Annotated in this window: 19 protein-coding genes; 8 read left to right on the top strand and 11 right to left on the bottom strand. The window is 64.8% G+C overall.

Going from position 1 to position 21,581, the window contains the following annotated elements; all coding sequences use genetic code 11:
* Positions 1 to 5: 5 nt before the first annotated feature.
* A complete protein-coding gene (locus tag BCCGELA001_RS23950) occupies positions 6 to 1,424 on the bottom strand; it encodes a circularly permuted type 2 ATP-grasp protein (protein WP_008563000.1) in 1,419 nt (472 codons plus the stop codon).
* Between the two features lie 277 nt (positions 1,425 to 1,701).
* Here BCCGELA001_RS23950 and BCCGELA001_RS23945 point away from each other — a divergent pair, with 277 nt between their 5' ends.
* From BCCGELA001_RS23945 to BCCGELA001_RS23935, 3 genes are read left to right on the top strand one after another with little or no spacing between them, the layout of a single operon-like run.
* Entirely contained in the window at positions 1,702 to 2,439 is a 738-nt protein-coding gene (locus BCCGELA001_RS23945) for a competence/damage-inducible protein A (RefSeq protein ID WP_008562989.1), read from the top strand.
* Positions 2,440 to 2,474: 35 nt separating this feature from the next.
* A complete protein-coding gene (gene gpt / locus BCCGELA001_RS23940; protein WP_008562986.1) occupies positions 2,475 to 3,002 on the top strand; it encodes a xanthine phosphoribosyltransferase in 528 nt (175 codons plus the stop codon).
* Between the two features lie 24 nt (positions 3,003 to 3,026).
* A complete protein-coding gene (locus BCCGELA001_RS23935) occupies positions 3,027 to 3,689 on the top strand; it encodes a hypothetical protein (RefSeq protein ID WP_060736466.1) in 663 nt (220 codons plus the stop codon).
* Positions 3,690 to 3,702: 13 nt separating this feature from the next.
* Here the strand turns inward: BCCGELA001_RS23935 and BCCGELA001_RS23930 are convergent, their stop codons facing one another.
* Complete coding sequence (locus tag BCCGELA001_RS23930) at positions 3,703 to 4,725, bottom strand: methionine synthase (protein WP_083543383.1); 1,023 nt, start codon at positions 4,723 to 4,725, stop codon at positions 3,703 to 3,705.
* A 133-nt stretch (positions 4,726 to 4,858) separates the two neighbouring features.
* On the opposite strand from BCCGELA001_RS23930, the gene BCCGELA001_RS23925 reads away from it, so the two are divergent.
* From BCCGELA001_RS23925 to BCCGELA001_RS23915, 3 genes are all read left to right on the top strand, one after another.
* Positions 4,859 to 5,560 carry a glutathione S-transferase N-terminal domain-containing protein gene (locus BCCGELA001_RS23925; protein WP_008562965.1) on the top strand — a complete coding sequence of 234 codons (702 nt, stop codon included), beginning with the start codon at positions 4,859 to 4,861 and terminating at the stop codon, positions 5,558 to 5,560.
* Between the two features lie 133 nt (positions 5,561 to 5,693).
* A complete protein-coding gene (locus BCCGELA001_RS23920) occupies positions 5,694 to 6,302 on the top strand; it encodes a 2-hydroxychromene-2-carboxylate isomerase (RefSeq protein WP_008562962.1) in 609 nt (202 codons plus the stop codon).
* The gene (locus BCCGELA001_RS23915) at positions 6,302 to 7,279 is read left to right on the top strand and encodes an NADPH:quinone oxidoreductase family protein (protein ID WP_008562960.1); all 978 of its coding nucleotides are present in this window, start codon (positions 6,302 to 6,304) and stop codon (positions 7,277 to 7,279) included. The genes BCCGELA001_RS23920 and BCCGELA001_RS23915 overlap by 1 nt, the downstream gene beginning before the upstream one ends.
* A 129-nt stretch (positions 7,280 to 7,408) precedes the next feature.
* Here the strand turns inward: BCCGELA001_RS23915 and BCCGELA001_RS23910 are convergent, their stop codons facing one another.
* From BCCGELA001_RS23910 to BCCGELA001_RS23875, 8 genes are all read right to left on the bottom strand, one after another.
* Positions 7,409 to 8,299 carry a crotonase/enoyl-CoA hydratase family protein gene (locus BCCGELA001_RS23910; protein WP_060736464.1) on the bottom strand — a complete coding sequence of 297 codons (891 nt, stop codon included), beginning with the start codon at positions 8,297 to 8,299 and terminating at the stop codon, positions 7,409 to 7,411.
* Between the two features lie 120 nt (positions 8,300 to 8,419).
* On the bottom strand, positions 8,420 to 9,841 hold the full coding sequence (locus tag BCCGELA001_RS23905; protein WP_060736463.1) for an amidase: 1,422 nt from the start codon (positions 9,839 to 9,841) through the stop codon (positions 8,420 to 8,422).
* A gap of 2 nt (positions 9,842 to 9,843) precedes the next feature.
* Positions 9,844 to 11,007, bottom strand: a complete 1,164-nt coding sequence (locus tag BCCGELA001_RS23900) for a M20 aminoacylase family protein (RefSeq protein WP_060736462.1) — start codon at positions 11,005 to 11,007, stop codon at positions 9,844 to 9,846.
* 13 nt (positions 11,008 to 11,020) lie between these two features.
* Positions 11,021 to 12,526, bottom strand: coding sequence for a M81 family metallopeptidase (locus BCCGELA001_RS23895; RefSeq protein ID WP_060736461.1), 1,506 nt, complete (start codon positions 12,524 to 12,526; stop codon positions 11,021 to 11,023).
* Between the two features lie 211 nt (positions 12,527 to 12,737).
* Positions 12,738 to 14,387, bottom strand: a complete 1,650-nt coding sequence (locus BCCGELA001_RS23890) for an ABC transporter ATP-binding protein (RefSeq protein ID WP_060736460.1) — start codon at positions 14,385 to 14,387, stop codon at positions 12,738 to 12,740.
* Between the two features lie 136 nt (positions 14,388 to 14,523).
* Positions 14,524 to 15,411, bottom strand: a complete 888-nt coding sequence (locus tag BCCGELA001_RS23885) for an ABC transporter permease (protein WP_008562921.1) — start codon at positions 15,409 to 15,411, stop codon at positions 14,524 to 14,526.
* A 19-nt stretch (positions 15,412 to 15,430) separates the two neighbouring features.
* On the bottom strand, positions 15,431 to 16,372 hold the full coding sequence (locus BCCGELA001_RS23880; RefSeq protein ID WP_008562920.1) for an ABC transporter permease: 942 nt from the start codon (positions 16,370 to 16,372) through the stop codon (positions 15,431 to 15,433).
* Between the two features lie 198 nt (positions 16,373 to 16,570).
* Entirely contained in the window at positions 16,571 to 17,701 is a 1,131-nt protein-coding gene (locus BCCGELA001_RS23875) for a M20/M25/M40 family metallo-hydrolase (protein ID WP_060736459.1), read from the bottom strand.
* A gap of 270 nt (positions 17,702 to 17,971) precedes the next feature.
* Here BCCGELA001_RS23875 and BCCGELA001_RS23870 point away from each other — a divergent pair, with 270 nt between their 5' ends.
* Positions 17,972 to 19,579, top strand: a complete 1,608-nt coding sequence (locus BCCGELA001_RS23870; protein ID WP_060736458.1) for an ABC transporter substrate-binding protein — start codon at positions 17,972 to 17,974, stop codon at positions 19,577 to 19,579.
* Between the two features lie 226 nt (positions 19,580 to 19,805).
* Positions 19,806 to 21,398 carry a glycosyltransferase family 39 protein gene (locus tag BCCGELA001_RS23865; RefSeq protein WP_083543522.1) on the top strand — a complete coding sequence of 531 codons (1,593 nt, stop codon included), beginning with the start codon at positions 19,806 to 19,808 and terminating at the stop codon, positions 21,396 to 21,398.
* A gap of 9 nt (positions 21,399 to 21,407) precedes the next feature.
* Here the strand turns inward: BCCGELA001_RS23865 and BCCGELA001_RS38470 are convergent, their stop codons facing one another.
* Positions 21,408 to 21,545 carry a hypothetical protein gene (locus tag BCCGELA001_RS38470; RefSeq protein WP_193409735.1) on the bottom strand — a complete coding sequence of 46 codons (138 nt, stop codon included), beginning with the start codon at positions 21,543 to 21,545 and terminating at the stop codon, positions 21,408 to 21,410.
* Positions 21,546 to 21,581: the final 36 nt, after the last annotated feature.

Genomic DNA, 21,581 nt, shown 5'->3' with positions numbered 1-21,581 from the left:
TCGCTCTACTCGTCCAGGATCCAGGTGTCTTTGGTGCCGCCGCCCTGGCTGGAATTGACCACCAGGGACCCTTCCTTCAGCGCGACGCGTGTCAGGCCGCCTGGCACGATGGTGGTGCGCTTGCTGCCCGTGAGCACGAAGGGCCTTAAGTCGACATGGCGCGGCGCAAGGCCTGATGCCGTGCAGGTCGGGCAGGTCGAGAGCGCCAGCGTCGGCTGCGCGATGAAGCCTTCCGGCTCGCGCTTGAGCTTCTCGCGGAACGCTTCGATCGTCGCCTTCGTAGCAGCGGGGCCGATCAGCATGCCGTAGCCGCCGGAGCCGTGCACCTCCTTGACGACGAGGTCGCCGAGATTGTCCAGCACGTAAGCGAGATCCTTCGGCTCGCGGCAGCGCCAGGTCGGCACGTTCTTCAGGATCGGCTCCTCGCCGAGATAGAACTTCACGATGTCAGGCATGTAGGAGTAGATCGCCTTGTCGTCGGCGATGCCGGTGCCGACGGCATTGGCGAGCGTGATGTTGCCGGCTGCATAGGCCGACATCAGCCCGGGCACGCCAAGCACGGAATCGGGACGGAAGGTGAGGGGATCGAGGAAGTCGTCGTCGACACGGCGATAGATCACGTCGACCCGTTTCAGCCCTTCCGTCGTCCGCATGAACACTTCGTTGTTCTTGACGATGAGGTCGCGGCCCTCAACTAGCTCGATGCCGAGCTTGTCGGCCAGAAACGAGTGCTCGTAATAGGCCGAGTTGTAGACGCCGGGCGTGAGAAGGGCGACCGTCGGCTCGCCGGATGCGCTTTGCGGCGCCACCGAACGCAAGGCCGCGAGCAGCTCGTCCGGATAGCGCTCGACCGGCGCCACCTTGTGGCGGGCGAACAGATCCGGAAACAGCCGCATCATGATCTCGCGGTTTTCCAGCATGTAGGACACGCCAGACGGCGTGCGGGCGTTGTCCTCCAGCACGATGAAATCTTCGGCGTCGACCCGGACGATGTCGATGCCGGCGATGTGCACATAGACGTCGTGCGGCACCTGCTGGCCGTTCATCTCGGGGCGAAAGACCGGGTTCTGGAAGATCAGATCGTCGGGCACGATCTCGGCGCGCAGGATGTCGCGGCCGTGATAGATGTCGCGCAGGAACATGTTCAGCGCCCGCACGCGCTGCTTCAGGCCCTTTTCCAGCAGCGTCCATTCCTTGCCGGACATGATCCGCGGAATCACGTCGAAGGGGATCAGGCGTTCGGTGGATTCGGAATCGCCGTAGACGGCGAAGGTGATGCCGATGCGGCGGAACAGGAGCTCGGCCTCCTGGCGGCGATATTCGAGCGCCTCGGGAGGCGTCTCCTTGAGCCAGCGTGCCAGCTCCTGATAGGCGGGGCGAAGGTCCCCGCCGGGAATGTTCATTTCATCAAACGCGACTGCCATAGATCCCGACTTGTCTCCGCAAGGCGTTGCGTCATTGGACAGGCCGCCAAGCCCTAGTGAAGGCCGTAACGTCCGGGTCCATGCGGCAAGAGTGCATGACTTTCATGTGGTAGCAAGGGCCGGGCCAGCGCGATAAGCATGGAGGATGGGCATTTGCCGGGGACGGCTGGCGGCGTGCCTGAAAAAATGGCTGAGGACTGCTTATTTCGTCAGCAAAACCGCGTGACTTCAAAGCGTTACCTCGGCAAAGTCGGCGCCACAGGTGAGGGACAGTTTTATGAGCGAGATCGTCACGGCGGGCATTCTGGTCATTGGGGACGAAATCCTGTCGGGCCGGACCAAGGACAAGAATATCGGCTTCATCGCCGAATATCTGACCAATATCGGCATCGACCTGAAGGAGGTCCGCGTCGTCTCCGACGACGAGGCCGACATCATCGCCGCGTTGGATGCGCTGCGGCATCGCTACACCTACGTCTTCACCACTGGCGGCATCGGCCCGACCCATGACGACATCACCGCCGACAGCGTCGCCAAGGCGTTCGGTGTCGGCATAGATCATCATCCGGAGGTGGTCGCCCGCTTCCGCGAGCGCTGGAGCGAGCAGGACCTCAACGAGGCCCGCCTGCGCATGGCCCGCATCCCCGACGGTGCCGAGCTGATCCAGAGTGCGACCATCCTCGCGCCCGGGTTCAAGATCGGCAACGTTATCGTGATGGCCGGCGTGCCCTCGATCATGCAGGCGATGATGGACATCGTCTCGCCCAAGCTGAAATCGGGCGTGCGCATGCTGTCCGAATCGGTCCGCGCCAATGCCAGGGAAGGCGACATCGGCAGCCCGCTGCGCGCGATCGCAGAAGCCCATCCCGACACCATCATCGGCAGCTATCCGTTCATGGACGAGGACTCGAGGCCCAACACCAATCTCGTGGTGCGCTCGCGCGATGCGGAGAAGCTCGCGGCTGCGATGGCGGCGGTGAAGGAAATGCTGGCGGGATTGAACGTCAGCCGCTAGCACCTGAGGGCTGGCGGACGAAGCAGGAGACGACAATGGCGGGCGAAGCACCGGAACTCAGCGCGCAGGAGCGGGCGGGCAAGGCTTTCCCGGTCTCATGGGACCAGTTCCACCGGGATTGCCGGGCGCTGACCTGGCGGCTCAACGAGGTCGGCCCGTTCCATGCGGTGATCGCGATCACGCGCGGCGGCCTGGTGCCGGCCGCGATCGTGGCGCGCGAGCTTGGCGTGCGCGTGATCGATACGGTCTGCATCGCCAGCTACGATCACAACAAGCAGGGCGATCTCCAGGTCCTCAAGGGAATCTCCGAGGCGGCGATGAAGCTCGGCGGCGGCACCGGCAAGGGCCTGTTGATCGTCGACGACCTCGTCGACACCGGCAAGACCGGCAAGCTGGTGCGCGAGATGCTGCCCGATGCGCATTTCGCCACCGTCTACGCCAAGCCGATGGGCCGTCCGCTGGTCGATACCTTCATCACGGAGGTCTCGCAGGACACCTGGATCTTCTTCCCCTGGGACACCGCGCTGTCCTACCACCCGCCGCTGCGCGACGGGGCGGCTTGAGCAACGGCGAATGGCGAGTAGCGAATGGTGAGTAGCAGCCCCGCCACTCGCAATTCGCTAGTCGCTGTTCGCCCATTGCAAAACCGCGTCACGCCCACCGGCGACATCGTCGCAACACCGCATCGCGGCCTGTTCACCGGCAATCGCGGCATCATCCATGATCCCGCCACGAAGACGCTGCTGAAGAAGCGCTGGTCGTCGCCGGCCTGGATTACCTGCCTGTGTGAATTCCGCGGCTGGCGTCGCCCGGTGATGGCGCGCCGGAGCTGGACCGAGCTGTTTTTCCTCGACGAGGCCACCGCCTTTGCCGCGGGCCATCGTCCCTGCTTCTTCTGCCGCCGCGACGACGCCAAACGTTTCCGCACGGCGTGGGAAGCGGGGAATGGTGCAAGCGGCGTCAGCGCGAAGGCGATGGACGCCGTGCTGCATCGGGAGCGTCTCGACCGCGGCCGCAAGCGATTGCACCCGCTGCCAGTGCCGCTCGCAGACCTGCCCGACGGCGCGATGGTGCAGCAGGGCGAGGCGAGCTTTCTGGTGGCACAGGGCAGGGTGCTGTTGTGGTCACCGGCGGGCTATAGCGCGGTCGAGCGTGAGCCTGGCGAGGCGGCGCTGCTGACGCCGCCCTCGACATTGCGCGCACTAAGGGCCGGCTACGCGCCGGTGCTGCATCCGACGGCGATGGCCTAGCGCAGCCCGGCCGTCAGCCAAGCTTCTCGCGCGCCAGCGCCGCCCCGGCGCCGAGCGCCATCAGCTTCGCCTCGGCGATCTCGCGCCGCATCGGCGCCATGCCGCAATTGGTGGTGGCGATGATGTTGCTCTTGGGGACGAATTTCGACACCGCGTCGATCACTTTCACGACGTCCTCGGCCGTCTCGACCGTGTCGCTGGCGACGTCGATCACGCCGGCCTGCACGACTTTGGTCTTGAGCAGAGCCAACAGGTCGAGCGGCACCTTCGAATTGCGGCACTCGATCGCGACTTGCTGGATCGGGCTCGCATCGATCGCCGGGAAAATCTGCTCGTACTGCCGCCACTGGCTGCCGAGCGTTTCCTTCCAGTCGGTGTTGGCCTTGATGCCGTAGCCATAGCAGATGTGAACGGCGGTGGTGCAGGTCAGGCCCTGCGCGGCGCGCTCCAACGCCTTGATGCCCCAGTCGTTGACCTCGTCCATGTAGACGTTGAAGGCTGGCTCGTCGAACTGCACGAGGTCGACCCCATCGGCCTGTAGCGCCTTGGCTTCCTCGTTCAGGAGCTCGGCGAACGCGAACGCCATCTTGACGCGGTCGCCATAGTAGCGATCGGCGATGGTGTCTATGATGGTCATCGGGCCGGGCAGGGTGAACTTCAGCTTCTTCTTGGTGTGCAAACGCGCAACGCGAGCCTCGTCGGCGTGAACGCGTCCCTTGAGGCGGAGCGGGGCGACCACCTGCGGCACCATCGCCTTGTAGCGGTCCTTGCGGATGCCCATCTCGACCTTGTGAGCGAAGTCGATGCCTTCGACCTTCTCCAGGAAGCCGTGCACGAAATGCTGGCGGGCCTGCTCGCCCTCGGTGACGATGTCGATGCCTGCGTCCTCCTGGATCTTCAGCCAGATCAGCGTCGCGTCGCGCTTGGCGTGGAGAAGCTCCTCGCCTTGCGACTTCCAGGGCGCCCACAGCATGTTGGGCTCGGCGAGCCATTCCGGCTTCGGCAAGGAGCCGGCGATCGTGGTTGGAAACAGCATGGCGGCCCTCCCGGCAGGTTGTGTTGCGCCCCTTCCTGCCATGTCCTAACGTCGAGGTACAGAACAACAAAAGTCGTCATTGGCTGGCGGCAGCGACAGGGACGGCCGAGAGGAAAGGTCCAAGGGAAAGGCCATGATCGAGCTCTATTACGCGCCGACGCCGAACGGCTGGAAAGTCTCGATCATGCTGGAGGAACTCGGGCTTCCCTACACGGTGAAGCCCGTCAACATCCGCGCCGGCGAGCAATTCAGCCCCGAGTTTCTGGCGATCTCCCCGAACAACCGCATCCCTGCGATCGTCGACCACGCGCCCGCGGATGGCGGCGCGGCGTTCTCGGCATTCGAGACCGGCGCGATCCTGATCTATCTGGCGGAGAAGACCGGCCGTTTCTTACCCACGGACCTGCGCGGCCGCTCTACCACCATCCAATGGGTAATGTGGCAGATGGCTGGCCTCGGGCCGATGCTCGGGCAACACGGCCATTTCGCGCTCTATGCGGCAGAAAAAATCCCCTATGCAATCGAGCGCTACCGGGACGAGGGGGCGCGGCTCTACGGCGTGCTCGACCGCCAGCTCGGCAAGACCGGCGCCTATGTCGCCGGCGACTACTCGATCGCCGACATCGCCTGCTTTCCCTGGACCATGACCCACAAGGCGCAAGGCTTCACGCTCGACGACTACCCGAACGTGAAGCGCTGGTATGCCGAGGTGCGTGCCCGGCCGCAGGTGCAGGCGGGCCTTGCGATCGGAAAATTCGTCAAGGAGCCGTTCGACGAGGAATCACGCAAGATCATGTTCGGCCAGCGTGCGAAGGAAGTGCTGGGAAAGCGTTAGTGCTTGTTCCTCATGGTGAGGAGCGCCGCAGGCGCGTCTCGAACCATGAAGGCCCGACCGTCACCCTGGCCATCCTTCGAGACGGCCGCTCCGCGGCCTCCTCAGGATGAGGTCCGTCAGCAAAGGAAACGCCATGATCGAATTCTTCTTCGACTGCTCCAGCCCCTGGACCTACCTCGCCTTCCACAACATCCAGTCGCTCGCGAAGGAGCTAGGCGCGGAGATCGTCTGGCGCCCGATCCTGGTCGGCGGCATCTTCAACACGGTCAATCCAAGCGTCTACGCCCAGCGGGAGACGCCGGTGCCGCTGAAGGCGCGCTACATGAAAAAGGACCTCGATGACTGGGCGCGCTCAGCGGGACTTGCGATCAAGATGCCGCCAACCGTCTTTCCCGTGAACAGCGTGAAAGCCATGCGCGGCTGCATCTGGCTCGGTCAAGACATGGTGCCGTTCGCTACCGCCGTGTTTGAGGCCTATTGGGGCGCGGACAAGGACATCTCGCAGGACGCGGTGCTGGCCGAAATCTGCAAGAAGGTCGGTATCGACGAGCAGAAATTCTTCACCGGTATTTCGGAACAGGGCATCAAGGACCAGCTCAAGGCGAACACGGAGGAGGTCGTCGCCCGCGGCGGCTTCGGCTCCCCGACGATCTTCGTCGGCAAGACCGACATGTATTTCGGCAATGACCGCCTGCCGCTGATCCGCGAGGCGCTTCTGCGCCGCAAGGCGAGCGCGGCCTGATGGTGCGGGCTGTCGTCTGTCGTGCACTCGGCGCGCCCGAGACATTGCGGCTGGAAGAGTTTCCTTCGCGCGCGTTGAAGCCGGGCGAGGTGCGCGTCGCGGTTCGCGCCGCCGGGCTGAACTTTCCGGACGTGCTGATGGCTGCCGGCGAATATCAGCTCAAGCCGGAGCTGCCGTTCACGCCGGGCATGGAAGCCGCCGGCGACGTCACCGAAGTGGGTGCGGAGGCAAGCGGCGTTATCGTCGGCGACAAGGTCATCGTCAAGATGCGCCACGGCGCCTTCACCGACGAAGCGGTGGTGATGCCGTCGCAGCTCACCCCGATGCCGTCGACGTTCGATTATGCGGAGGCCGCGACCTATCTCGCCGGCCACGGCACCGCCTATCATGCGCTGATCGACCGCGGGCGGGTCGAGCCCGGCGAGGTGCTGCTGGTGCACGGCGCGGGCGGCGGTGTCGGTCTTGCCGCCGTCGAGATCGGCAAGATGCTGGGCGCGACCGTGATCGCGACTGCCTCCAGCGACGAGAAGCTTGCGATCGCCAAATCGCGCGGCGCCGATCATCTCGTCCGCTACGATCGCGAGTCGTTTCGCGACGCCGTCAAGCGCATCACGGACGGCCGCGGCGCCGACGTCGTGTTCGATCCCGTCGGCGGTCAGGTCTTCGAGGATTCGATGCGCTGCATCGCGTGGGGCGCGCGGCTCCTCGTGATCGGTTTCACCGGCGGCATCGGCTCGGCCAAGACCAATCTGTTGCTGATCAAAGGCGCCAGCGTGCTGGGCGTGCGCGCCGGCGAAGCCGTGCGAAAGAACCCTGGGCTCGGCGAGGTGCGCTTGAAGGCGCTCTTGCAATGGGCGGAGGAGGGCAAGCTGCGTCCCAATGTCTCGCACCGCCTGCCGCTCGAGGATTATGCGAAGGCGATGCGGCTGTTGCTCGAGCGCAAGGCGATCGGGCGAGTGGCGCTGGTGATGGAGTGAGTTGTCATGCCCCGCGAAGGCGGGGCATCCAGTAATCACCAGCGGTCGTGACAATTGACGCTGGTGGAATACTGGATCACCCGCCTTCGCGGGTGATGACAGCGGTGAACGGAGGACGGGCCCCTCGCGTCACTTGTACTCCCGCTCCGTCCACCACGGGAAATAATCCGGCATATCGGTCGACACCTTGTTCTTGAACTGCGCCGGACGCTTCTCCAGGAACGACACGACGCCGTCCTTGACGTCGTCCGAGCGGCCCCGTGCATAGATGCCGCGGCTATCGACCTTGTGGGCCTCCATCGGATCGTCGGCGCCCATCATGCGCCACATCATCTGGCGGATCAGCGCGACCGAGACCGGCGCGGTCTTGGCGGCGAATTCCTTGGCGAGCGCGCGGGCTGTGGGGAGCAGATCGTCGGGCGCGACGACCTTGCTGACGAGGCGTCCGGCAAGCGCTTCCTGCGCCGGGAAGACGCGGCCGGAATAGCACCATTCCAGCGCCTGCGAGATGCCGACGATGCGCGGCAGGAACCAGCTCGATGCCGCCTCGGGCACGATGCCACGCTGGGAGAACACGAAGCCGAACCGGGCGGCATCCGAGGCGATGCGGATGTCCATCGCCAGCTGCATGGTGACGCCGATGCCGACCGCCGGGCCGTTCACCGCCGCGATCACCGGCTTGAGGCATTTGAAGATGCGCAAGGTCACCTGGCCGCCGCCGTCGCGCACCTGCGGATCGCTGTAATCGACCTTGCCGTCGGCGAGGCGATTCACCGGCCCGCGCCGCGCGTCGCGGTCGAACGTGTCGGCACCCGAGGAGAGATCGGCGCCCGCGCAAAAGCCGCGGCCGGCGCCGGTGACGATGATGGCGCGGACATTGTCGTCCTTGTCGGCGGCGTCGAACGCGTCGATCAACTCGCTCTGCATCTGCGCGTTGAAGGCGTTGAGCTTGTCGGGCCGGTTCAGCGTGATGGTGAGGATCTGCTCGGCGACCTCGTATTTGATCGTCTCATACGCCATGGTGGGTTTCCTTCCCTGTCATTCTTTGAAACAATTCTGTCATTGCCGGGCTTGACCCGGCGATCCATCTTTCTCGAAGAGGATGGATGCGCGGGGCGAGCCCGCGCTTGTGCTCAGACGCTACTTCGCCGGCGGGTTCGGCCAGGGCCGCTGCGCGCCGCGCAGGCCCTCGAATGCCTTGGCCATGCCGAGCACGCCGATATCGTCGAAGCGGCGGCCGACGATCTGCACACCGATGGGAAAGCCCTTGGCATCGAAGCCGCCATTGACGGAGACCGCAGGATTCTCCGACATATTCCACGGCACGGTATAGACGATGTGCTCGAACGGCTTCATCGGATCGTTGGTGGGCGAAGCCCATTCCGCCGGATAATTCACGTTCGGTGCAGTCGGCGAGATCACATAGTCGAGCTCGCAGAACAGCTTTCCCGCCGCTGCGCGGATCGCCATGGTCTGGTTGAAGCCGCGGATGACGTCGACGCCCGAAAGCTTCGCACCGGACTCGCCCCATTTGAAAATGTAGGGCAGCACCTTGGCCCGCTCATCCGGCGCCAGCTTGGACAGATCGTCCCACATCCGCGCGCGCCAGAAATTGTCGAGGCCGTCGAGCATCTCGCGGGTGAGGATGCCGTCGACTTCGGTGACGACGCTGCCTGCGGATTCGAACGCCTTGGCAGCCTTCACCGCGACCTCGCGCACCGGCTTCTCCAGCGGCAGGCCGCAGCCGGGATCGAGCATCAGGCCGATGCGCAGCTTGCGCGGCGACTTTTCCAATCCTTTCCAGTTGAGCGGCTCGGCGGGCAGGCTCATGCCGTCGCGCCGGTCGGGCTTTGCGATCACGCTCATCATCAGCGCGCAATCGTCGACCGTGCGGGTCATGGGACCGGCGACGCGGCCGACATAGGTGGGGTCGATCGGTACGCGGCCGAAGCTCGGTTTCAAACCGACGAGGCCACACCAGCCCGCGGGCAGGCGCACCGAGCCGCCGATATCGGTGCCGAGATGCAGCGGTCCATAGCCGGCCGCCGCGGCGGCGCCGGCGCCCGCACTGGAGCCGCCGGGGTTCTTGGCGAGGTCCCAGGGATTGCGCGCGAGCGCGTGGAAGCTGGAGAGCCCCGAGGACAGCATGCCGTAATCGGGCATGGTGGTTTTAGCGAAGATGATCGCGCCGGCTTCGCGCAGCCTCGCCGCGGGCGGCGCGTCCTTCTCGGCCGGCACCAGCTTGACGCTGGCCGCGCCGAGCGGCACCGGCACGCCCTTGGTCGCGATATTGTCCTTCACCGTTACAGGCACGCCGTCGAGCGCGCCGGACGGTTCGCCGCCGTTCCAGCGTGCGGTCGAGGCCTTGGCTGCCTCGCGCGCGCCGTCCGGATCGAATGCATAGAGCGCCTTCAGATGCGGTTCCCACGCAGCGACGTGTGTGAGCACGTCCTCAAGCACCTCGATCGGCGAGAATTGCTTGGCGCGATAGCCCGCGATCAGGTCGACCGCGGACAGATCGTGCAGCGAGGTAACTGCCTCTTCGACGCTCTTCTTATGCATTGCTAACCTACCGGCATCCGGGTCTCGATGATGCGGGCGAACATGCTGGCGCCGATCGGCAGGATCTTGTCGTCGAGCACGAAGCCGGGATTGTGCACGGGCACCGAGCCGTCGTGGCCGACCCAGAAATAGGCGCCGGGGATGGTCTCCAGCATGTCGGCGAAATCCTCGCTGCCCATCTTCGGCTGGGCGCGCGTGATCACGTTGGCGGGATCAACGATGGTGCGCGCGACGTCCTCGACCACCTTGGACTGCTCGACCTGGTTGACCAGCACGTTGAAAGTGTCGCGGATGTCGACGTCGATCACGCATTGGTAGGCGCTGGCGATGCCGGCGCAGATGGTGCGGATGCGTTCGCTGACCAGGGTACGAACTTCCTTCGAGAAGGTGCGGATGGTGCCGCAGAGATGTGCGTCGCCGGGAATGACGTTGTAGGCCGAACCGGCGTGGATCTGCGTGATCGACACCACCGCGGCCTGCAGCGGCTCGACGTTGCGGCTGACGATGGTCTGGATCGCCTGCGCCAGCGTGGTCGCGATGATCACCGCGTCCTTGGAGCGCTCGGGCATCGCGCCGTGCGCGCCGTAGCCGGTGATACGGAGGTCGAAGAAGTCGGCGCTCGCCATCGCCGGGCCGGGCAGGATCGCGATCTCGCCATGGTTGAGGTCGGGCGCGTTGTGCAGGCCGTAAAGCTCGTCGCAGGGAAACTTCTCGAACAGCCCGTCCTTGATCATGGCGCGGGCGCCGCCGAGGCCTTCCTCGGCCGGCTGGAAGATCAGGTGCACGGTGCCGTCGAAATTCCTGGTCTCGGCGAGATAGCGCGCGGTGCCGAGCAGCATCGTGGTGTGGCCGTCATGGCCGCAGCCGTGGAAGCGGCCGGGAATCTTCGAGCTCCATTTCAGGTTGGTGTTCTCTTCCATCGGCAGCGCGTCCATGTCGGCGCGCAAGCCGATGCGCTTGGTGCCCGTGCCCTTGCCCTTGATGACGCCGATCACGCCGGTGCCGCCGAGACCGCGATGCACCTCGATGCCCCAGCTCTTCAGCTTGTCGGCGACGATGCCGGAGGTGCGCACTTCCTCGAAGCCGATCTCGGGATGGGCGTGGAAGTCGCGGCGGATAGCGGTGAGTTCGTCGGCATAGCCGTCGATGCGGTCGATCGTGGGCATCTGTCCTGTCCGGTTAGCGTGAGGGAGGCGTGAAAACGGGGCCGTTCGGCTTGATGCGGATTCCCGGGCGCAGGCGCGTCCAGGGCAGGGTGGCGGTGTCGGCGGGCATGGCGCCGGGCGCGGCGCAGATCATCAGCTTTTCGGCGATCGGCTCGAAATCGGCGCGGAAATGCACCGAGCTCTTGTTGACCAAAATCTTCTCGCGCGTCGGCTCGATGCCGACATAGCGGTACATCGCCTGGTCGGCGAGCTGGGCCTTGTGCGAGGAGACGACAACGCGGACATCGCCGATGCGCAGGCACGCGGAGGGGCCCATCTCCATCTCGCGGCCGCCATAGTAAGGTCCGGGCGCGATGAAGCGGCCGTCGGAGAGCTTCTCGACGACGAAGGTTTCGGTATAGGGCTCGTCGCCGGGGATGCCGGATTTGCCGCCGAGCGACAGCGTCACGGTGGCGCCGACGCCGGCCTCATGCGCCGCCTTGGCCGAGGCCGGATCGTAGATCGCGCCGGTGGCCGCGCTCGCCTTGTTGCGCACCAGCGCGCGCAGCATGCCGGTCGTGTCGGAATCGCCGCCGGCGCCGGGATTGTCCTGGGTGTCGGCGATGATGATCGGCTTGCTTGCGTTCCTGGACAGTTCCATCGCATGACGCACACCGTCGTCGGGCGACCAGATCCTGCCGTCGAAATCGTTCTCGTGGCTTTCGATCAGCGTGACCATCGCATCGGCCGCGCGATCGGCGTCGGCTTGAGTTGCCCCATAGGCGAACACGCTCGGCCCGCAATCGCGGAAGTCGGCGGCGGGGAAGCCCGGTGCGAAAGAGAGAGTCGGAACCGCGTCGCTCTCCAGCGCTGCGAGCTTCTCGTAGATGCCTTTGGTGGGCTGATCGTTGGTGCACTGCCAGCTGATCGGGATCAGGAACGGCAATTGCCGGAATGATTTTGCCAAGCGCTGCTTCGTCTTCAGCAACAGTGCGAGATGCCGCGCGGAGGCTCGGCCGGTCTCGGCCATGTCGACATGCGGATAGGTGCGGTAGGCGATCAGCGCGTCGGCATGTTCCATCATTTCGGGCGTGACGTTGGCGTGCAGGTCAAGGCTGGCCACCAGCGGAACATCCTTGCCGATGACGCGGCGCACGCGCGCCAGGATCTCGCCCTCGCCATCGTCGAGATGCTCGGTCACCATGGCGCCGTGCAGGTCGAGATAGACCGCATCGAGCGGACCGGCGGCCGCGACGCCGTCGACCATCACTTTCACGATGCGCTCGAAGGCGTCCTTGGTGACGTGCGCCGACGGGCTGGCACCGCAGGCGATGGTGGGGATGAGTTCCCAGCCGTTCGCCTCGGCGCTTTCGACGAAGCCGGCCAGACCGACATTGATGCGCCGCATCACCTTCAGCACGTCCGCGCCTTCAGTCATCGCCGGCCAGCCGCCACCATGCTGAAAGTCCGCGAACGTCGCCTTCGTCGGAGCGAAGGTGTTGGTCTCGTGCAGAAAGCCGCCGACGGCGATACGTGTCATCAATTCAAGTCCAGCGTTGGAAAGTGCGCGACGTTAGCCTTGGCCAAGAGGCGAGGGCAAGACAGGAAGCAATCGCGCCGCGCATAGGGTCAAGCTGTTTTGGGAATGTGTGCCGCGCACACCGTCATTGCGAGCGTAGCGAAGCAATCCAGAGTCTTCCCGCCGAGAGATTCTGGATTGCTGCGCTACGCTCGCAGTGACGAGGATGAGCCTACGCGCTGGCCCCCACACCCTCCGACACCGGCCGGAAGTTCGCAAAGTCCCAGTCGCGCCCAGGAGCGGCATCCAGCAGCGCCTTGGTATAGGCCTCCTTCGGATGCGTCAGCACTTCCGCGGCGGGGCCCTGTTCGACGACGCGGCCATGCTGCATCACCACGACCTCGTCGCAGATTTGCGCGGCGACGCGAAGATCGTGGGTGATGAACAGGATCGCGATGCCGAGCCGCTTCTGGATCTCGTCGAGCAATTCCAGCACCTGCGCCTGCACGGAGACATCGAGCGCGGAGACGGCCTCGTCTGCGACCAGCACGTCCGGATCGAGCGCGAGCGCACGCGCGATGGCGATGCGCTGGCGCTGGCCGCCGGAGAACTGGTGCGGATAGCGCGTGACCGCATCGACCGGCAGTCCGACGAGCTCGAGCAGCTCGCGCGCCCGCTTCATCGCGTCGGCATGCGCCGCGCCGTAATTGATCGGGCCTTCCGCGATGCTCTCGCCGACGGTCACGCGCGGGTTGAGCGAACGGTAGGGGTCCTGGAACACGATCTGGATCTTCTGCCGGTGCGGCTGCAGCAGGCGGCGCGAGATGTCGGCGATCTCGCGGCCGGCGAGGCGCACGCCGCCGGAGGTCGGATCGATCAGGCGCACGATGCAGCGCGCGACCGTCGACTTGCCCGAGCCGCTTTCGCCGACGATGCCGAGCGTGCGGCCCTTGCGCAGCGTCAGCGTCACCTTGTCGGCGGCGAGCACCTCGCGGCCTTTGCCGAAGAAGGAGCGCTCCTTGTAGACCTTGCTGAGCTCGTTGGCTTCGAGCACGACGGGCTCGCGGCTCTCCTCGCGCGGCGGCCGCGGCACCAGGCTCGGCACCGAGGAGAGCAGGTTGCGGGTGTATTCCATGGTCGGATTGCGCAGCACGGTGTCGAGCGGGCCGGTCTCGACCAGGCGGCCCTGCCGCATCACCGCGACGCGGTCGGCGATCTCGGCGACCACGCCCATGTCGTGAGTGATGAACAGCACCGCGGTGCCGTGATCGCGCTGGAGGTCGCGGATCAGCGTCAGGATCTGCTTCTGCGTGGTGACGTCGAGCGCGGTGGTCGGCTCGTCCGCAATGAGCAGCTTCGGCCCGAGCACCAGCGCCATCGCGATCATGATGCGCTGGCGCTGGCCGCCGGAGAGGCGGTGCGGATAGGAAGCGAAGATGCGCTCGACTTGCGGCAGGCGGACGTGCTCCATCATGTCGAGGATGCGCTTCTTGCGCGCCTTGCCGTCGAGATCAGTGTGGGCGCGCAGCACCTCGTCGATCTGGCGGCCGACCGGCACCACCGGATTGAGCGCGGTCATCGGCTCCTGGAAGATCATCGCCATCTGCGTGGCGCGCAACTGGCGCAGGCGGCGGTCGGTCGCGGTCAGCAGCTCCTCGCCGACCAGCTTGACGCTGCCGCTCGTCGGCACCAGCGTGCCCTTCGGCAACAGGCCCATCGTGGTGAGCGAGGTCACCGACTTGCCCGAGCCGCTTTCGCCGACGAGGCACAGCGTTTCGCGCTCGCGCACCTGGATCGAGATGCCGTCGATGATCTTTGTTGCGCCCGGCTTCTTGCCGACCGAGACGACGAGGTTGTTGATGTCGAGGATGGTGTTGGTCATGCCGCCAAACTCTCGCTCGTCATTCCGGGGCGCGCGTGAGCGCGAGCCCGGAATCCATTGAGCCGCGATGCAAGTGGTGAGATGGATTCCGAGTTCGCGACTTCGTCGCGCCCCGGAATGACGAAACTGAGGATAATCACTTCCCCTCCCGCTGCTTCATGCGCGGATCGAGGGCGTCGCGGGCGGCATCGCCGATCAGATTGATGCTGAGGATGGCGATCGAGAGCAGCAGGCCCGGGTAGAAGATCAGCGACGGCTTGATCTGGAAATACTGCCGGCCCTCGGCCATGATGTTGCCCCAGGTCGGCGTCTCCGGCGAGATGCCGGCGCCGAGGAAGGAGAGGATCGCCTCGGTCAGGATCGCGGAGGCGCAGATATAGGTGCCCTGGACGATCAGCGGGGCCACCGTATTCGGCATCAGGTGCCGCCACATGATCTTCGGCAAGGACGAGCCGACCGAGATCGCGGCTTCGACATAAGGCTCCTCGCGTGCCGACAACACCACCGAGCGCACCAGGCGCGCCACGCGCGGGATTTCTGGAATGGTGATCGCGATCAGCACGGTCCAGAGGCTGGCGCCGGACAGCGAGACCACGGCGATCGCGAGCAGGATGCTCGGCATGGCCATCAGACCGTCCATGACGCGCATCAGCACGGCATCGACCAGCTTGAAGAAGCCGGAGACGAGACCGATCGCGAGCCCGATGGCGATCGACAGGATCGCCGCGCCGATGCCGATCAGCAGCGAGATGCGGCCGCCATAGATTACGCGCGACAACACGTCGCGGCCGTAGGCGTCCGTTCCGAGCAGGTACTGCGCCGAGCTCGGCTTCAGCCGCTGCGACGGCGCGAGCTGGATCGGATCATACGGCGCGATCAGGGGCGCCAGGATCGAGATCAGCACGATCAGCCCGAGCAGGACGGTGGCCGTCGCGATGATCGGCGTCGAGGTGAGGAATCCGAAGCGCGGCCGCAGCGGCGACGTGATCGGAATGGACGACTGGGGAAGGCTATCGACGGACATACTTGTTGTTACCCTTGCCTCAGTACCGGATCCGGGGATCGAGCAGCGTGTAGGCGACGTCGATCAGGAGATTGACGATGACATAGATCAGCGACGTCAGCAGGATCATGGCCTGGATCACCGGGTAGTCGCGCGCCAGCACCGCATCCACGGTGAGGCGGCCGATGCCGGGAATGTTGAACACGCTCTCGGTGACGACGACGCCGGAGATCAGCAGCGCAAAGCCGGTGCCGATCACGGTGATCACAGGCACGGCGGCGTTGCGCAGCGCATGCCGCATCATCACCGCAACCTCGTTGATGCCCTTGGCCCGCGCGGTGCGGACGTAATCTTCGCCGAGCACGTCGAGCATCGCGGCACGTGTCATGCGTGCGATCAGAGCGACATAGATGAAGGAGAGTGCGCAGGTCGGCAGGATGATGCGCTCGAAGAACGGCCCGAAGCCGTTGAAGATGCTGCGGAAGCCCTGTACCGGCACCCAGCGCAGCTCGATGGCGAATATCTGGATCAGCAGATAGCCGATCACGAACACCGGCACGGAGAAGCCGAGCACGGACAAGCCCATGACAAAGCGATCGATCCAGGTGCCGTGTTTCCAGGCGGCGATCACTCCCAAGGGGACCGCGACGATCACGGCGAGGACGATGGTGCACAGCGCGAGCGAGATCGAGGGCTCGACGCGCTGGCTGATCATCTTCATCACCGGCAGGTTGGAGATCAGCGAGGTCCCAAGGTCGCCGTGCAGCAGCTTGTTCACCCAGGTGACGAACTGCACGATCAAGGGCTCGTTCAGGCCGAGCGAGGTGCGGATGCGCTCCAGCCGTTCCGGCGTCGCGTTGTCGCCTGCGAGAATGGCGGCGGGATCGCCGGGGGTGAGGCGAAGCAGCAGGAAGACGAACAGCGCGACGACGCCCATCACGGGCACAGCGGCGAAGATTCGGCGAACGAGATATCCGAGCAAGTTGGATCCGTCAGATTAGAGTCAAATCGGGCAGGGCCTTCGGCGAGCCTGCCACCAGCCTAACATTTCAGCAATTCCCGTGCCATCCGGGCCACAGCTTTTGCAGGGTGGTCGGCCGTTTGGGGGAGGCGGTGCTCTCTTCGTGTCGTCATTCCGGGTTCGGTCCTCCGGACCGTCCCGGAATGACGGGCTCAGAAATCACTCCAGCGTCGCCAGCAGCCCCGCCATCAGCCGCCCCCTTTCGACCAGGCTTTCGACCTCGATATACTCCTCCAGCGTGTGGCCATTGCCACCACGCACGCCCAGGCCGTCGAGCGTTGGGATCCCCATGGCGCCGGTGAAATTGCCGTCGGAGCCGCCGCCGGCGCTCGCATGCGGCAATTCGGCGCCGAGCGACTTGGCGATGCCGCGGGCCTTTTCGTACAGCGCCATGGTGCCGGCGTCCGGTTCCCACACCGGGCGCGTCACGCCGCGGGTGACTTTGAAGGTCACATCATTGGTCGTGCCCGACAGCGCCAGCATCCTCTCGACGCCGCGGTCGAGATCGGCCTGGCGCTTGGCCATCGACAGCGCTTCTCCTGTGGCTGTCGTGGCAACGCAATTGACCCATTGTCCGCCATGCACGACGCCGACCGAGAAGGTGCAGTCGTCCGTGGTCATCGCGTCGATCGCGAGGATCTGGCGGGCCATCTCGCGGATTGCCGAGCGCCCCGCGGACAACGTTGCGCCGGCGTGGCTCGGCCGCCCCGTCGCCTCGAGATTGAAACGTGCGATCGCGTAACGTCCGGTGGTGACGCCGTTGTCGGCGCGGCCGGGCTCGGGCACCAGCACGTATTTATTGCGTGCGGCCTCGGCCTCAATGATGTCGCGAGTCGAGGGTGTGCCGACCTCCTCATCCGGCGTGAACAGCACGGTGATCGGCAGCGGCGTGGTGAAGGCCGCGCGGGCCAGCTGCCGGATCGCTTCGAGCGAGAGATAATTGCCGCCCTTCATGTCGTAGATGCCGGGGCCGTAGCACTTATTGCCCTCGCGCCGCCATTTCAGCTTCTCGATGGTGCCGACGGGGTGGACGGTATCCATATGTCCGGCGATCAGGATGCCGGGCTCGCCCTGCTTCGGATGGGGAAAGCGCGCGCGGATCACGCCGCCAAAGCCCTGGCGACCGGCGATGCGCTCGATCGTCGCACCCATGATAGCCATATCCCGCGCTGCGATATCGACCATGCGGTTCACGGCATCGGCGTCCCAGGTCGGGCTCTCGCATTCCACCCAGCCGCGCAGGCCCTGGAGCATCGCCTCGGAATCGAAGGGAAGATTGGCTGGATTCATCTCAATGTCTCTCAAGCTTCGCAAGGTGGAACGCGCATTGCATCGGCGCGGGGCAGGACGAACGGAGAGAGTTGTAGAGCTAAACCGATCCTTGTGGAGCCCGTGCGCACGCCGCGAGGGCTTGCAGCGAAACCGGATTGACGCGCTCGGCACTGTCTGCAAGTCTTGAAAAGATAAAGGCATTGCATGGGGTTAGTTTGCCCAAAGAACGAACCGGATGCTCAACCAATAATCTGCCTTTGAACAGTTTCACGTCAGGAGAAACTTTCCATGTTCAACTTCTTGCGCCGGGGGCCTCGCGCGTTCGCCTCCAAACTTGCGCTGTCGGTCGTCGCGCTGTCCACGGCGATGGCCTCGCCGGTGTTTGCCGCCGGCAAGACCCTCACGGCGGTGTTGCATTCGGATTTGCGCATCATCGATCCGATCTTCACCACGGCCTACATCACGCGTGACCATGGCTACATGGTTTACGACACGCTGGTCGCCACCGATTCGAATTTCAAGGTCCAGCCGCAGATGGCGGACTGGAAGATCTCCGACGACAAGCTCACCTACACCTTCACGCTGCGCGACGGCCTGAAGTGGCATGACGGTGCGCCGGTGACGGCGGAAGACTGCGTCGCTTCGCTCAAGCGCTGGGCTGCTGTCGACGGCATGGGCCAGAAGCTCATGGACTTCACCGCCAGCATCGAGGCGACCGACGCCAAGACCATCACGCTGAAGCTGAAGGAGCCCTACGGCCTCGTGCTGGACTCCATCGGCAAACCCTCTTCCCGCGTTGCCTTCATGATGCCGAAGCGTCTCGCGGAGACGCCGGCGGACAAGCAGATTCCGGAGCAGATCGGCTCGGGCCCATTCAAGTTCGTGGCATCAGAATTCCAGCCGGGCGTGAAGGCGGTCTACGTCAAGAACACCGACTACGTGCCGCGCAAGGAGCCCGCGAGCTGGACCTCGGGCGGCAAGGTGGTGAAGGTCGATCGCGTCGAGTGGATCACCATGCCGGACTCGCAGACCGCGGTGAACGCCTTGCAGTCGGGCGACATCGACTTCATGGAGAATCTGCCGTTCGACATGCTGCCGATCCTGGAAGCGAACAAGGAGCTCACGGTCGAGACCCTGAACAAGTTCGGCTTTCAGACGCTCGGCCGCATGAATTTCCTTCACCCTCCATTCGATAACGTGAAGGTGCGCCGTGCCGCCTTGCTGGCGATCAACCAGAAGGACGTGCTCGACGCGCTGGTCGGCAACGCGAAGTACCAGAAGATCTGCGGTGCATTCTTCGTATGCGACACGCCGCTCGCGACCGATGTAGGCTCCGAGACCCTGGTGAAGGGCAACGGCATGGCGGAAGCCAAGAAGGCTCTTGCCGAGTCCGGCTATGACGGCACGCCGATCGTGATCATGGCGCCTGGCGACGTCACGACGCTGAAGGCGCAGCCGATCGTTGCGGCCCAGCTGCTGCGCGAAGCCGGCTTCAAGGTCGACCTGCAGGCGACCGACTGGCAGACGGTGGTGAGCCGCCGCGCCAGCCAGAAGCCGCCGAAGGAAGGCGGCTGGAACATGTTCTTCACCAACTGGGTCGCGGCCGACGTCTCCAACCCGATCGCCAATCTCTCGATCGGCGGCCAGGGCAAGAAGGGCTGGTTCGGCTGGGCGGAAGACGCCAAGATCGAGCAGCTCAAGGATGCCTTCGTCCGCGCGTCCTCGATCGACGAGCAGAAGAAGATCGCCGCCGACATCCAGAAGCAGGCCTATGAGCAGGTGATCTATATTCCGCTGGGGCAGTATCTGCTGCCGAGCGGCTGGCGCAAATCGCTGAAGGGCGTGCTCGACGGTCCCGCCACGCCGGTGTTCTGGAATATCGACAAGACGGAGTAGGCGGGAGGGCCCCTTGCGCCCTTCATCTCCATTGTGAAACGGCGCCGCTGTCCTCAGCGGCGCCGTTTTCTTTTTGTCTGTCCTCGGCCGGTCGGGATGGTGGATGACTTTAACTCTTCCAGTTTCCAAGCATTGCCATTTGCTTCTCTGTTGAAATAGATGTGGCGTCCTTTCGCTTCTCTTTCCTTATTTGATTCCCGTGCCGATCGATTTTGCATTCGAGGCGATGGCCGAAAGGTCGGATCGCGCGCCGGCGCAATGGCGGCGGCCTTTCCTGCGTTGGCTCGATGGTGTCGAGGCGGGCTGGGCGGTGCCGCTTCTCATCGGCTGCTTCGTCGCGATCTGGACACTCTATCTGGTCGTCGCCTATGCCGGCGGCGGCCTCCACCCTGATACGCTCGAGGCCTGGACGCTGGGCCGGCATTTCGAGTGGGGCTATCACAAGCATCCGCCGTTGAGCGGCTGGATCGTCGCCGCCTGGACCGCGATCTTCCCGTCCACCGACTGGTCGCTGCAATTGATGGCAATGGCCAATGCCGGGCTTGCGCTGGTGTTCGTCGATCGTATCGCGCGGCAATTCGTGACGGGGCACAAGCGCGTGCTGGTGCTTTTGCTGCTGATGCTGACGCCGGCCTATCAATTCCATGCCCAGCGCTTCAATGCCAATGCGGTGCTGCTCGCGACCTGGCCGCTGGCAACCTGGTGCTTCCTCCGCGCCTTCGAGACGCGCGCCGCATCTTGGGCCGTCGCGGCGGGATGCACGACGGCGCTGGCAATGCTGGGCAAATATTATTCGATCTTTCTCGTGGCGAGTTTCGCATTTGCAGCGCTGGCCCACCCAGCACGGCGCGCCTATTTCACCTCGGCTTCGCCCTGGATCTCGATCGTCGTCGGGCTCGCGGCGCTGTCACCGCACATCCATTGGCTCGCGACGACGGGAGCATCGACCTTCGTCTACGCACTGGTGCACGCAGGCAGCTATGCAACGATGTCCCTCGGCGAGGCGAAGAATTTCGTGCTCGGGCTCGCGGCGGCGATGAGCGTTCCGGCCATGCTCTGGATGTTCATCGCCGGGACGCGCTTGCAGCAGTTTCCGGCCGACTTCGCCGCCATGAGTCCGGGATTGCGGCTTCTGTTCTACGTGACGATCGGCACGATCATGCTGCCGGTCTCGACGTCGCTGGTGATGGGCACGGATCTGCCCTCGCTATGGGCGTTGCAGGGGCTGTTCCTGTTCGCCGTTCTCGTGGTCTGCGGCGCGAGCTACCCGATCGAACGCTTCTATACCGTCAATCTCACCGTGATCACGGCCGGCGTCGCGCTCGCCGCCGTGCTGGTCGCCGCGCCCGTCCATGCCGCCTACCGCAACGGTCACGGCTACGAGGAAGGGCGCGAATTTTATGCAGAGGCGGCCAGCAAATTGACGCGCGAATGGCGCGAGCTGACGGACAAGCCGCTCAGCATCGTGAGCGGCGATGATCCGCTGGCCTTTGCCATGGCCTTCTATAGTTCCGACCATCCGCACCATGAACGAGCATTCGACTATCAACGCAGCTTGGGTTCGTTGCAGCAGTCGCTGGACCGGGGTTGGGCAGCACTCTGCTTCCGGGGCCAGGATTATTGCAATCGATGGATGGACTGGGTGTCGGCGCGGGCCGGATCCCTCGTCAGGCGTGAGTTCACCGTGCAGGCTTCGCTGGCAGGTAGGCCTGGTGTGACGCGGATCGTGGTCGTGCTGATGGTGCCGCCGCGCCGGAGCGATGCGGTTGCCGAAAGCGCAGCTGATGATTTCAGCGCCAGCAGGCGGGCGCTGGATTAGCAGTCGTGCTCAGCAGTAGCTGTCGCGCAGCCGCTCGAGCCCCTCGCTGACGAAAGGCGGCGTGAACGCCGTCCGTTCGGCCGGCTCGGACTGCTCCAGCTGCTGCGGTTCCGCGTCCCGATCGTCGTTGTGGTGTTCCAGTTCCATACCGCGGCCTTTCGATTTGCTGCAGTACAACATCGA

It is taken from the genome of Bradyrhizobium sp. CCGE-LA001 (assembly GCF_000296215.2).
Classification (GTDB): domain Bacteria; phylum Pseudomonadota; class Alphaproteobacteria; order Rhizobiales; family Xanthobacteraceae; genus Bradyrhizobium.
This window is presented reverse-complemented; position numbering and strand designations above follow the sequence as displayed.

Bases quoted from the DNA above. Each gene is read 5' to 3' on its own strand.
- gpt (WP_008562986.1), top strand. From the start codon at position 2,475: ATGGCGGGCGAAGCACCGGAACTCAGCGCGCAGGAGCGGGCGGGCAAG.
- BCCGELA001_RS23875 (WP_060736459.1), bottom strand. From the start codon at position 17,701: ATGAATCCAGCCAATCTTCCCTTCGATTCCGAGGCGATGCTCCAGGGC.
- BCCGELA001_RS23910 (WP_060736464.1), bottom strand. From the start codon at position 8,299: ATGGCGTATGAGACGATCAAATACGAGGTCGCCGAGCAGATCCTCACC.
- BCCGELA001_RS23925 (WP_008562965.1), top strand. From the start codon at position 4,859: ATGATCGAGCTCTATTACGCGCCGACGCCGAACGGCTGGAAAGTCTCG.
- BCCGELA001_RS23900 (WP_060736462.1), bottom strand. From the start codon at position 11,007: ATGCCCACGATCGACCGCATCGACGGCTATGCCGACGAACTCACCGCT.
- BCCGELA001_RS23890 (WP_060736460.1), bottom strand. From the start codon at position 14,387: ATGACCAACACCATCCTCGACATCAACAACCTCGTCGTCTCGGTCGGC.
- BCCGELA001_RS23935 (WP_060736466.1), top strand. From the start codon at position 3,027: ATGGTGAGTAGCAGCCCCGCCACTCGCAATTCGCTAGTCGCTGTTCGC.
- BCCGELA001_RS38470 (WP_193409735.1), bottom strand. From the start codon at position 21,545: ATGGAACTGGAACACCACAACGACGATCGGGACGCGGAACCGCAGCAG.
- BCCGELA001_RS23885 (WP_008562921.1), bottom strand. From the start codon at position 15,411: ATGTCCGTCGATAGCCTTCCCCAGTCGTCCATTCCGATCACGTCGCCG.
- BCCGELA001_RS23915 (WP_008562960.1), top strand. From the start codon at position 6,302: ATGGTGCGGGCTGTCGTCTGTCGTGCACTCGGCGCGCCCGAGACATTG.
- BCCGELA001_RS23930 (WP_083543383.1), bottom strand. From the start codon at position 4,725: ATGCTGTTTCCAACCACGATCGCCGGCTCCTTGCCGAAGCCGGAATGG.
- BCCGELA001_RS23905 (WP_060736463.1), bottom strand. From the start codon at position 9,841: ATGCATAAGAAGAGCGTCGAAGAGGCAGTTACCTCGCTGCACGATCTG.
- BCCGELA001_RS23870 (WP_060736458.1), top strand. From the start codon at position 17,972: ATGTTCAACTTCTTGCGCCGGGGGCCTCGCGCGTTCGCCTCCAAACTT.
- BCCGELA001_RS23865 (WP_083543522.1), top strand. From the start codon at position 19,806: ATGGCCGAAAGGTCGGATCGCGCGCCGGCGCAATGGCGGCGGCCTTTC.
- BCCGELA001_RS23895 (WP_060736461.1), bottom strand. From the start codon at position 12,526: ATGACACGTATCGCCGTCGGCGGCTTTCTGCACGAGACCAACACCTTC.
- BCCGELA001_RS23920 (WP_008562962.1), top strand. From the start codon at position 5,694: ATGATCGAATTCTTCTTCGACTGCTCCAGCCCCTGGACCTACCTCGCC.
- BCCGELA001_RS23945 (WP_008562989.1), top strand. From the start codon at position 1,702: ATGAGCGAGATCGTCACGGCGGGCATTCTGGTCATTGGGGACGAAATC.
- BCCGELA001_RS23950 (WP_008563000.1), bottom strand. From the start codon at position 1,424: ATGGCAGTCGCGTTTGATGAAATGAACATTCCCGGCGGGGACCTTCGC.